The organism is Marinifilum fragile JCM 15579, from assembly GCF_001310955.1.
GTDB classification, from domain to species: domain Bacteria; phylum Bacteroidota; class Bacteroidia; order Bacteroidales; family Marinifilaceae; genus Marinifilum; species Marinifilum fragile.
In genome coordinates this window covers 1-11,505 of the sequence record NZ_BAZX01000052.1, presented here as the reverse complement: position 1 = coordinate 11,505, position 11,505 = coordinate 1, and the positions used below count along the sequence as shown (strand labels likewise).

The 11,505-nt window shown below is 34.0% G+C and carries 9 protein-coding genes; 4 read left to right on the top strand and 5 right to left on the bottom strand.

Annotated elements, in window-relative coordinates:
• Positions 1-70 precede the first annotated feature (70 nt).
• Positions 71-460 carry an HU family DNA-binding protein gene (locus JCM15579_RS19530; RefSeq protein WP_054722934.1) on the top strand — a complete coding sequence of 130 codons (390 nt, stop codon included), beginning with the start codon at positions 71-73 and terminating at the stop codon, positions 458-460.
• A 74-nt stretch (positions 461-534) separates the two neighbouring features.
• Here JCM15579_RS19530 and JCM15579_RS19525 read toward each other — a convergent pair whose 3' ends face one another.
• The 4 genes from JCM15579_RS19525 to JCM15579_RS21680 all read right to left on the bottom strand — a co-directional run bounded on the left by JCM15579_RS19525 (position 535) and on the right by JCM15579_RS21680 (position 4,319).
• Positions 535-1,125, bottom strand: coding sequence for a 3'-5' exonuclease (locus JCM15579_RS19525; RefSeq protein ID WP_054722932.1), 591 nt, complete (start codon positions 1,123-1,125; stop codon positions 535-537).
• 57 nt (positions 1,126-1,182) lie between these two features.
• Complete coding sequence (tpx, locus tag JCM15579_RS19520; RefSeq protein ID WP_054722936.1) at positions 1,183-1,698, bottom strand: thiol peroxidase; 516 nt, start codon at positions 1,696-1,698, stop codon at positions 1,183-1,185.
• 123 nt (positions 1,699-1,821) lie between these two features.
• Positions 1,822-3,609, bottom strand: a complete 1,788-nt coding sequence (locus JCM15579_RS19515) for an ATP-dependent Clp protease ATP-binding subunit (RefSeq protein ID WP_245625994.1) — start codon at positions 3,607-3,609, stop codon at positions 1,822-1,824.
• 83 nt (positions 3,610-3,692) lie between these two features.
• On the bottom strand, positions 3,693-4,319 hold the full coding sequence (locus JCM15579_RS21680) for a Clp protease N-terminal domain-containing protein (RefSeq protein ID WP_245625993.1): 627 nt from the start codon (positions 4,317-4,319) through the stop codon (positions 3,693-3,695).
• A gap of 300 nt (positions 4,320-4,619) precedes the next feature.
• Here JCM15579_RS21680 and gyrA point away from each other — a divergent pair, with 300 nt between their 5' ends.
• The 3 genes from gyrA (at position 4,620) to JCM15579_RS19500 (ending at position 9,651) form a co-directional block, all read left to right on the top strand.
• Complete coding sequence (gyrA, locus tag JCM15579_RS19510; RefSeq protein WP_054722930.1) at positions 4,620-7,118, top strand: DNA gyrase subunit A; 2,499 nt, start codon at positions 4,620-4,622, stop codon at positions 7,116-7,118.
• Between the two features lie 102 nt (positions 7,119-7,220).
• The gene (locus tag JCM15579_RS19505) at positions 7,221-8,390 is read left to right on the top strand and encodes a tetratricopeptide repeat protein (RefSeq protein WP_054722928.1); all 1,170 of its coding nucleotides are present in this window, start codon (positions 7,221-7,223) and stop codon (positions 8,388-8,390) included.
• Between the two features lie 91 nt (positions 8,391-8,481).
• Complete coding sequence (locus JCM15579_RS19500) at positions 8,482-9,651, top strand: tetratricopeptide repeat protein (RefSeq protein ID WP_054722926.1); 1,170 nt, start codon at positions 8,482-8,484, stop codon at positions 9,649-9,651.
• A gap of 115 nt (positions 9,652-9,766) precedes the next feature.
• On the opposite strand, the gene JCM15579_RS19495 is transcribed toward JCM15579_RS19500, so the two are convergent.
• The gene (locus tag JCM15579_RS19495; RefSeq protein WP_054722924.1) at positions 9,767-11,344 is read right to left on the bottom strand and encodes a hybrid sensor histidine kinase/response regulator; all 1,578 of its coding nucleotides are present in this window, start codon (positions 11,342-11,344) and stop codon (positions 9,767-9,769) included.
• Positions 11,345-11,505 lie beyond the last annotated feature (161 nt).

Genomic DNA, 11,505 nt, shown 5'->3' with positions numbered 1-11,505 from the left:
TTAAATTGTTGTATCTTTTATATTGAATTTTATAAAGCACTAGACTAGTGGCTAATTATACCTAAAGGATATGGCGATAAAGTATAAAGCGGTAAAGATGAATTCACCTCTTAAAAAAGAGGGTGGCAAGGAGCAGTATTATCCGAGGGTTGCGAACAGGCAAAAGAAAACTTTAAGAGATATTGCTGAAAGCATATCTCAAACATCAACTTTCAGTACGATTGATGTTGTTGGTGTATTGGAGGCTTTCACCACTAAGCTTCCGTATTTTTTAAAAGATAATTGCAGTGTAGAGCTAGGGGACTTGGGAACATTTTCATTACATATTAGCGGAGAAGGAGTAGATAGTCCAGAACAAATAAATGCCTCAAAAATTAAAAGTGTGAAAATGGCTTTTCGGCCAAGTACCAGAATAAAAAAAGATTTAAATAAGGTTGATTTTAGAAAAATCAAAAAGTGAATGTGAATTGAAAAAAGGGAACTAATACAGCTGGTTACTGTTTGGTTCCCTTTTTCGTGCAATGCAATTGTTCCTTAAAACAAACTTCCTTGCCGTTGGTACATTCCTGATTTTTTCAATTCGAAAAAGCAATCTGCACAAGCTCTAACATCTGCAAGTGCATCGTGAGCACCATCAAATCCTTTGTGGAAAAGATGCTGATGCAATTCAGTTAAATTTGGCCACTTGAAACCATATCTTCCGGGAATTTTACAAATATTGGTTGTGGTTTTCATGGTACAGATTTTCGGAATTTGTGCCAATTGACTTTTTACATCTTTGCGTAGAAATTCGGCACCAATTATCATTTCATCGAAATTAATATTGTGTGCAATTAAAAATTCTGCATCATCCATTGCCGATGAAAATTCAATTAAAGCTTCATGAAGATTGATACCTTCAGCATAAGCTCTTTCTGTTGTGATGCCATGCACATCAGATGCGTCGGTAGGAATTGTAAAACCTTCGGGTATTATTATTCTGTTGGCAGATTTAATTTCCTGATCGCGACTATCATACAGTAGCCAAGCCAATTGAACCAGACGTGGCCAATTGTCTAAATCTGTAATGGGAGCATTCCATTTCTTTGGTAAACCTGTTGTCTCGGTATCGAAGAATAGGTACATAGGTAATGATATTAAAAAAGCTCCCGAAGGAGCTTTCTGTTTATTTTATAAGCTTCATTAAACTAAAGATTTAGCCACCTCTAAAGCAGCTTCATAATTAGGTTCTTCAGTCATTTCAGCAACATACTCAACATGCTTTACTTCGTTGTTTTTGTCGATAACAACAACTCCACGAGCTAGTAGACGTAATTCTTCAACTACGAAACCATACTTGTACCCGAAATCACATTCTTTATGATCCGATAAAGTAACCAGGTTTTCGATACCTTCAGCACCACAGAAGCGACCTAAAGCAAATGGAAGATCGTTTGATAATGTAATGATTTGAATGTCTTTATCAAGCGATGCAGCTTCTTTGTTAAATCTGTGAGTTTGAGCAGAACAAACGCCTGTGTCAATTGAAGGAAATACAGAAAGGATTTTTACTTTTCCATCAAAATCAGAAAGTTGAACTGGAGATAAGTCTTGTCCAAGAGCTGTGAAATTTTCAGCTTTCATTCCTGTATTTATTTCAGTACCTACTAAAGTCATTGCATTTCCTGCAAATGTAACTTTGCTATTGTTTTTTTGCATAATTATGTATTTTGTTGTTTCGATCAAAGATAGAAATTGTTTTGATTTATTCTAAATAAATAGGAATAAAAAAGTGTGAAAAAAGCATAAAAAAAACCGGAGATTAACTCTCCGGCTTATTTTTTATTCTAGCTCTTTTTGAGCCTTTAATATTTTGGTGGTGATTTTTTGTTTCGATTTGTCTAAACCTACCGAAATTGTATCACCTTCAGAGATACTTGCTTTAATAATAACTTCAGCCATTTCATCTTCCAGGTACTTTTGAATAGCTCTTTTTAGAGGCCTTGCCCCAAACTGAACATCGTATCCTTTTTCAGCGATAAAATCTTTTGCAGCAGTCGAAATTTTGATATTGTATCCTAGATCTTTAACTCTCCTGTATAATCCGTTAAGTTCTATGTCGATAATCTTATGAATATCCTTTTGAGTTAATGAATTGAACATGATTAAATCATCAATTCTGTTCAGGAATTCAGGAGCGAAAGCTTTTTTCAATGCCTTTTGAATAATGCTATTGGCATAATCATTTGAATCATTTCCACCAGTTTGGAAACCAATGCCTTTGCCAAAATCTTTCAACTCACGGCTACCAATATTAGATGTCATGATGATGATAGAATTTTTGAAATCAACTCTACGCCCAAGACTATCGGTTAACTGACCATCATCCAGCAATTGAAGTAGAATATTGAATACATCAGGATGAGCTTTTTCAATCTCGTCCAGAAGTACAACCGAATATGGTTTTCTTCTCACTTTTTCAGTCAGTTGTCCACCTTCTTCATATCCAACGTATCCCGGAGGAGCTCCAACCAATCTTGATACAGCAAATTTTTCCATGTATTCACTCATATCAATACGAATCAAAGCGTCTGAGCTATCGAATAAGTATTCGGAAAGAACCTTAGCAAGTTGAGTTTTACCAACACCTGTAGGACCTAAGAAAATAAATGTTCCAATTGGTTTGTTAGGGTCTTTTAAACCAGCTCGATTACGCTGAATTGCTTTTACAATTTTAGCAATCGCATCATCCTGACCAATTACTCTACCTTGCAATTCTTCATCCATTTTTAGTAAGCGAGAACCTTCAGCTTGTGCAATTCTCTTAACAGGAACACCTGTCATCATTGCCACAACTTCCGCAATATCTTCTTCAGAAACTTTTTCCTTTTTCTCACTTAGTTCTTTTTCCCACTTGTCTTTTTCATTTTCAAGATCTTCAGTAAAGTTTTTCTCCTTATCTCTGAAGCTAGCTGCCAATTCAAACTTCTGTGCTTTTACAGCTTTAATTTTATTTTGACGAGTCTCTTCAATTTTTTTCTCTAACTCTTCAATAATCACCGGAACGTGAATGTTGGAAATGTGAACACGTGAACCAGCTTCATCCAAGGCATCAATTGCTTTGTCTGGAAGGTATCTATCACTTATATATCTTGATGTTAGTTTTACACAAGCATTAATAGCTTCTTCGGTGTAATATACATTGTGATGATCTTCGTAACGTTCTTTGATGTTGTTAAGAATCTCTATAGTCTCTTCTGCAGAAGTAGGTTCTACCATCACTTTCTGGAAACGTCTTTCCAAAGCACCGTCTTTTTCAATATTCTGACGATATTCATCCAAGGTGGTTGCTCCAATACATTGAATTTCTCCACGTGCAAGAGCTGGTTTCAACATGTTCGCAGCATCTAATGAGCCAGTTGCACCACCTGCACCAACAATGGTATGAATCTCATCAATAAACAAGATTATATCTGTTGTTTTAGATAGTTCATTTAAAATGGCTTTCATTCTTTCTTCGAATTGTCCACGATACTTAGTTCCTGCAACAATTGAAGCCAAATCCAAGGTTACCACCCGTTTACCAAATAATACTCGCGAAACTTTCTTTTGAACAATTCTAAGAGCCAATCCTTCCGCGATAGCAGATTTACCAACGCCAGGTTCACCAATCAGAATTGGATTGTTCTTTTTACGACGACTTAGGATTTGCGCTAATCGTTCAATTTCAGTCTCTCTACCACAATAGGGTCCAGAGTTCCTTCTTCCGCCGATTTGGTGATATCAATACCAAAATTATCCAGTACAGGAGTTTCAGATTTGCCACGAGTGCTCGATCCTTTTGATCCACCGGACATACCACCTTTTCCTTCACGTTCTTCAGATGGATAATCAGCCTGAGCTTTAGGGAATAAGGTTTTTAAGTTTTCTTTTACCTTATTATAGTCGATGGTTTGGTCCTCTAATATTTGAGTAACCATACTCTTGTCATCCTTTAAAATAGCTAGGAGTAAATGACTGGTGTCAATGGTGTTATTTTTTAGGGCCTTAGCCTCTAAATAAATCAATTTAAGAACTCTTTCAGCTGATCGTTGTAAAGGAATGTTGTTTTGATCTAAATCAGTAATTGTATCTGATTTAATTTCCCTTTCAATGTTTTTTCTGATGTCGTAAAGATCAACACCCAAAGAGATAAGGATATCAACAGCAATACCTTCACCTTCACGAAGAATCCCTAAAAATAAATGTTCTGTTCCAATAGCACTGTTTCCAAGCCTTTCAGCTTCTTCTTTGCTGTATGAAAGAACATCTTTAATACGAGGTGAAAATTTTGAATCCATATAGTAGGTCTTTTAATTATATTCTAAATGATTGTCAATATTCGACTATATATCTGTCGATTTGATTAAAGCAACATTAAAATAATGAAAAAATATTAGATACAGCCTAATTTCCAGATCAAATTTCAATTAAAAACTCAATTGGAATCGGAATTAAACTAGAAATCAAGCTATAAAGTAAAAATGTCAAATATTTATCTTAATCTACACGCAAATATAGCTGCTTTTCTTACGCAAAAATCACATATTTTGTTACTTTTGTAGTTCTGAGAAAAGTTTAGAATTTTAAATTAATTATAGATGACTACGGGAGAAAGAATTATTCGTATCAACATCGAGGAGGAAATGAAATCAGCCTATATCGATTATTCGATGTCGGTTATTGTTTCCAGAGCTTTGCCAGATGTTAGAGACGGCTTAAAACCGGTTCACCGAAGAGTACTTTTCGGAATGGGCGAGTTAGGTATCACAGCAAATAAACCGTATAAGAAATCAGCAAGAATTGTTGGTGAGGTACTGGGGAAATATCACCCGCATGGTGATAGCTCTGTATACATGACCATGGTTCGTATGGCTCAGCACTGGTCTTTACGATACCCATTGATTGACGGACAAGGGAACTTTGGTTCTGTAGATGGCGATAGTCCTGCTGCTATGCGTTATACAGAAGCAAGAATGGATAAGATTGCTGAAGAAATCCTATCGGATCTGGATAAAGATACTGTTGATATGGTTCCAAACTTTGATGAATCATTAAAGGAGCCCACTGTACTTCCAACCCGTATTCCTAACCTTCTTGTAAATGGTGCATCTGGTATTGCGGTAGGTATGGCAACCAATATGCCTCCACATAATTTATCGGATACTATAGATGCGATTGTAACCACCATTGATAATAAAGAAGTGGAAATGGATGAGCTTATTAAAATTATAAAGGCTCCTGATTTTCCAACAGGTGGAACGATATATGGATATCAAGGTGTTAGAGAGGCATTTGAGACAGGTAAAGGTCGCGTAGTTGTTCGTGCCAAGACAAACATTGAAACGGATGAAAAAGGCCGTGAAAAGATAATTGTGACTGAAATTCCTTACATGGTTAATAAAGCAGAGCTTATTATGAAGGCTGCTGATTTAATCAACGATAAAAAGATTGATGGAATTTCGAATGTAAACGATGAATCAGACCGTAATGGTATGAGAATCGTTTTCGATCTTAAGAGAGATGCAATTGCAAATGTTGTATTGAATAAATTATTTAAATACACGCAAATGCAAGCCTCTTTTAGTGTAAACAATATTGCACTGGTAAAAGGTCGTCCAAAATTGCTTAATCTACGTGATTTGATTGATAATTTCGTAGAGCACAGACATGATGTTGTTGTACGCAGAACTCAATATGAATTAAGACAAGCTGAAAATAAAGCACACATCCTAAAAGGATTGATTATTGCTTTGGATCATATTGATGAAGTGATTGCATTGATCAGAGGTTCTAAAACTCCGGATGAAGCGAAGAGTGGATTGATGAGCAACTTTGAGTTGGATGAAATTCAAGCTAAAGCAATTCTTGACATGCGTTTGCAGAAGCTAACAGGCTTAGAACGTGAAAAATTGCATGCAGAATACGAAGAGTTGATGAAGCTGATCGATCACTTGAAGGAAATTCTTGCCAATGAATCGATGAGAATGGATATCATTAAAGAAGAATTGTTAGAAGTAAAAGCAAAATACGGTGATGAAAGAAGAACCGATATTGTTTATGCTTCTGAAGAATTTAATCCTGAAGATTTCTATGCTGACGAGGAAATGGTGATTACGATTTCTCACATGGGTTACATTAAGCGTACTCCATTAGCAGAATTCAAGACACAGAATAGAGGTGGTGTTGGTTCGAAAGGATCAATTACTAGAGAAGAAGATTTTCTTGAGCACATGATTATGGCAACCATGCATAATACTATGTTGTTCTTTACAGAGAAAGGAAAATGCTTCTGGCTTAAAGTATACGAAATTCCAGAAGGAACTAAGCAATCGAAGGGGAGAGCTATTCAAAATCTGTTGAATATTGAGCCAGATGACAATGTGAAGGCTTATATTAATGTTCTTAACCTAAAAGAAGAAGAGTATATTCACAACAATTACATTGTTCTATGTACCAAAAAAGGTGTTGTTAAGAAAACTCCTCTTGAAGCTTATTCTCGTCCTAGAGTAAATGGAGTAAATGCAATTACCGTTCGTGAAGGAGATCAACTTCTTGAAGCAAAACTTACCAATGGTAAAAATGAAATTGTAATTGCCGGACGTTCGGGTAAAGCCATTCGATTTGCTGAAGATCAGGTTCGTTCAATGGGTAGAACCGCCTCTGGAGTGCGTGGAATTACGCTGAAAGACGAGAGTGATGAAGTTGTTGGCATGATATGTGTTGAGAATGGAGAAGAGGATATTCTTGTTGTTTCGGAAAATGGTTATGGTAAGAGATCAAATATTGATGATTACAGAATTACCAACAGAGGTGGTAAAGGTGTTAAAACCATAAGTATTACCGAAAAAACTGGTGATTTGATAGCTATTAAGAATGTTACTGATAATGATGATTTGATGATTATCAACAAATCAGGTATTACCATTCGATTGGCAGTTTCTGATCTGCGAGTGATGGGACGCGCGACTCAAGGGGTTCGTTTGATTAATTTGAGTAAGAAGAGCGATGCTATTGCTGCAGTAGCGAAAGTAAATTCATCCAATGGAGAAGATGAAGAAAATGGATCGGAGCAAGCAACGGAAAATGGTGAAGAATAGTATTTTGATACTTAGAATTATTATAAAGTGATTAATCTTGTTCGAATTTTCAAAGAAAGGTATATTTTTGTTCGAGATTGTTATAAAAACTAAACATTGATTATGAGAAAATTATCATTAATTCTGGTTATGATTTTGAGCGTTTCAGCTGTATTCGCACAAAAAAGTAAGGTTACCGGAGCACAAAACTTTCTTACTTCTGGTAAGTTAGATAAAGCTAAAGAAGCTATTGATGAAGGAATTCAGCATGAAAAATGTGTAAACTATTCAAAAGCTTATCTTATAAAAGGAAAAGTGTATCAAGGTATTTTTGAAAGTCCACTTCCTGCATATAAAGATTTGGATAAAAATCCACTTGACGTTGCTTATGCTGCATACTTGAAAGCTTTAGAATTGGATGAAAAAGGGAAAATGGTTAAGCCTGTAAAAGCACAGATGACTAATATGATTCCTGATTACACCAATGAAGCAGTAAATCGCTACAATGACGGTGATTACGCTGGAGCACTAGTTGCTTTTGAAAGGGTGTTGGAAATTGAAGCTATGGATATGTTTAAAGATAATCCTGTAGTAGATACTGCAGTTATTTTTAATGCTGGTATGGCTGCCCAAAAAGCTGAAAATTTGGAGAAAGCTATTAAGTATTACAAGCAATCTATTGATTACAACTATGGAGGAGCTAAATCATATGCTAACTTGGCTAATGCTTTAAAGACGAATGGTAATGAAGAAGAAGCAGTAAAATACCTTCACAAGGGATTTGAGTTGTTCCCAAATGATTCATGGATGTTAGTTGAGCTAATTAACTACTATATGTTGGGAGGAGAGCCTCAAAAAGCTGCAGATTACCTTGACAAAGCAATTGCTTTAGATCCTAATAACGGTTCTTTCTATCGTGCAAAAGGTACTTTATATGAAAAGACTAAAGAGCCTGCAAAAGCTGAGGAAATGTACATAAAAGCTTTAGAATTAACTCCAGATGATTATACATCTCAGTATAACTTAGGGCTTTTGAAATTGAATGCAGCAATTGCAAAGCACAAGGAAGCGAATGAAATTATGGATGCTAAAAAGTACAACGCAGCAATTAGAGTTGTTTACGAAGAGTATGAAAAAGTAATTCCATATTTTGAAAAAGTTCTTGAAATGCAACCAGATGAGAAAAACTCATTAATTACATTGAAAGAATTATATTTCAAGCTTAGAAATGAAAATGAAGCTTATTTAGAAAAATACAACGAAGTGAAAGCTAAGTTGGACGGAATGGAATAAGATTTCTATATTGACATAAAAAAGAGGGAAACATTGTGTTTCCCTCTTTTTTTTATACATTTAAACATTATTAAGTTTAATTATAGAAAGCATGAGAAAAATATTATTCATTTTAGTTATGATTTTGAGCGTTTCTTCTGTATTCGCACAAAAAAGTAAGGTTACCGGAGCGCAAAACTATCTTATATCAGGTAAGTTAGATAAAGCTAAAGAAGCTATTGATGAAGGAATTCAGAACGAAAAATGCGTAGACTACCCAAAGGCCTACCTTATAAAAGGTAAAGTTTACCAAGGTATTTTTGAAAGTCCACTTCCAGCATATAAGAACTTAGAGAGAAATCCTTTAGATATTGCTTATGCGGCATATTTAAAAGCACTTGAGTTAGATCAAAAAGGGAAGATGCTTAAACCTGTAAAAATTCAAATGACTAATATGATTCCTGATTTCACAAACGAAGCTGTGAACTGCTATAACAATAAAGATTATGCGGGAGCATTGTTTGCATTTGAAAAAGTTCTTGAAATTGAGTCCATGGATTTATTTAAAGATAATCCTGTAGTAGATACAGCGGTTATTTTTAATGCTGGTATGGCTGCTCAAAAAGCTGAAAATTTTGAGAAAGCCATTAAGTACTACAAGCAATCTATTGATTACAACTATGGCGGGGCAAAAACATATGCTTATTTGTCGAAAGTGTTAAAAGCAAATGATAATGAAAAAGAGGCTGTAGAATATATCCACAAAGGATTTGAATTGTTTCCAAATGATTCAGATATGCTTGTTGAATTGATCAATTATTACATGTTTGGAGGAGAACCACAGAAAGCTGCAGATTATCTTGATAAAGCGATAGCTTTGGATCCCAATAATGCATCTTTTTATAGTGCAAAAGGGCAATTGTATGATAAAATGGGAGAGTTGGAAAACGCCGTTGCAATGTATAAAAAATCAATAGAATTAGATCCTGGAAAGTTTATTCCTAGATATAATTTGGCCATTATAGAAGCAAATAAAGTTAGTAAGCATCATAAAGAAGTTAATGAAATTATGGATGCTAAAAAATACAACGAAGCATTAAAAGTGGTGTATAGCGAGTACGAAAAAGTAATACCATATTTCGAAAGTGCACTTGAAGTAAACCCAGGTGAAAAGAATTCCTTGATGATTTTGAAGGAGATTTATTTTAAACTTAGAAATCAAAAAGAACTTTATTTAGAAAAATATAACGAGGTGAAGGCTCAATTGGATAGCATGGAATAAAACCAGAAAAGGAACCATAAAATTGGTTCCTTTTTTTTTATCTATATAAAAATAACATAATATGAATTATAAGACTTTTAAATTGCAGCATATCAATACATTACTATTCTGTGTTCTATAAATAATCTTGAAGTATCTGAATTAATTTTCTTGGATCAATTGGTTTGGTAATAAAATGATCAGCTCCTGCAAGCAAACATTCTTCACGTTCATTATTCATTGCATATGCAGTTTGTACAATTACAGGAATTGATTTATTTGTGTCTTTAATCTGCTTAATAGCTTCCATACCACTTATTTCAGGCATTCTGATATCCATTAAAACCAAATCGATTTTTGGGTTGTTATGACGACAGATTTGAATTGCCTCTTTTCCATTTTTAGCCCAAACCACTGATGCGTCGGTTAATTCTATAATCGCGTTTAAATAATTAAAATTAGATTTCACATCTTCTGCAATTAAAATATTCTTTTCAGAAAAGTCTAAATCATTAATGGAACTTAGGCTATTGTCAGAGTCAGGTTTTGCATCATTCAATAAGTCCATTTGAATTCTACCATTGCCAGATAATCTGAAATAAAAATTTGATCCAATACCTTCTTCCGAATCAAACCATATTTCACCCTCTAACAATTGAATTAATTTTTTACACAAAGTAAGCCCTAATCCAAATCCTTCGAATTTTCTATTGGCTTCATAATCTAATTGACGAAAAACTTCAAATATATGCTTCTGTTTTTGATGAGAAATTCCTATGCCTGTGTCTCTTATGTAAAACACTGGTATTGAATTGTCATCAATATAGTATCCTAATTCAACACTTCCGGTATGCGTAAATTTAATGGCATTATCCACCAAACTATCCATTATTTGAATCAATTTATCCCTATCCGATTTAATTTGTACGTTCTCGGAATTATTAGGAAATACCAATTTAAACTTTATTTGAGGCTTATTGGTGAGCTGAGCACTCAAGTGAGCTTTTATTTCCCTTAATGCTTCATTGATTTTAAAGGTTTTCAAAGTATAATTTAGTTGGTTTGAATCAACTTTTGATACGTACAATAAATTATTTACCATTTTAAGTAGTTTACCGCTACTATTCAGAATGTTATCAACAAACTCTTTTTGTTCTATTTGATCAATATCTTGATTTTTTAATAGATTTGAAAAGCCAATTATTGCATTAATGGGAGTTCTAAATTCATGGCTGATATTTGAAAGAAATGCCGATTTTAATTCATTGGATTCTTCTGCTGCTTTCTTTGCTTTCTCTAATTCTTTCTGAGTCTTGGAAATTGTAATAAGATCAAGAATAGATTTTTCATGGAGCAAACATGCTTTTACAGAAATAGCAAATTTATTTATTACATTTTTAAGTTTTCTTTGTTCAATTTCATTCCAAATTTTGTTTTGAGCAGACGAATACAAAACAATAAAACCCAAATCCTGTAATTCGTAGCAGGTAATTACACCTTTCTCTTGCTTTTTAAAACCAATAGCTTCTATTTTCCAAACTACAATTAAACCCATTAACATGATTAAATTTCCTATGAATAATTTCACCTCCTGATTGCTCATCATATCCAAATCAGGAGAACCTATTTCAATAGCAAACCAAACAAAAAATAGGAATAGAAATATTCCTAAAAATCTAGCTACCCAACGAACAATATTTATTAATAATTTCAAATCTAATTGTGTTTTGCCATTTTAATTCGGCGCAATTCAAATATAACCGATTTAAAATGGATTTGAAAGTGTGATCTTAAACTAAATCACATTCTATAAGTTTTACGCTAAAATTTAATAATTTATATACTTGATTATTAATTAATTTAAGTTGACTTTCT

Bases quoted from the DNA above. Each gene is read 5' to 3' on its own strand.
- JCM15579_RS19500 (WP_054722926.1), top strand. From the start codon at position 8,482: ATGAGAAAAATATTATTCATTTTAGTTATGATTTTGAGCGTTTCTTCT.
- JCM15579_RS21680 (WP_245625993.1), bottom strand. From the start codon at position 4,319: ATGGATTCAAAATTTTCACCTCGTATTAAAGATGTTCTTTCATACAGC.
- JCM15579_RS19530 (WP_054722934.1), top strand. From the start codon at position 71: ATGGCGATAAAGTATAAAGCGGTAAAGATGAATTCACCTCTTAAAAAA.
- JCM15579_RS19525 (WP_054722932.1), bottom strand. From the start codon at position 1,125: ATGTACCTATTCTTCGATACCGAGACAACAGGTTTACCAAAGAAATGG.
- gyrA (WP_054722930.1), top strand. From the start codon at position 4,620: ATGACTACGGGAGAAAGAATTATTCGTATCAACATCGAGGAGGAAATG.
- JCM15579_RS19505 (WP_054722928.1), top strand. From the start codon at position 7,221: ATGAGAAAATTATCATTAATTCTGGTTATGATTTTGAGCGTTTCAGCT.
- tpx (WP_054722936.1), bottom strand. From the start codon at position 1,698: ATGCAAAAAAACAATAGCAAAGTTACATTTGCAGGAAATGCAATGACT.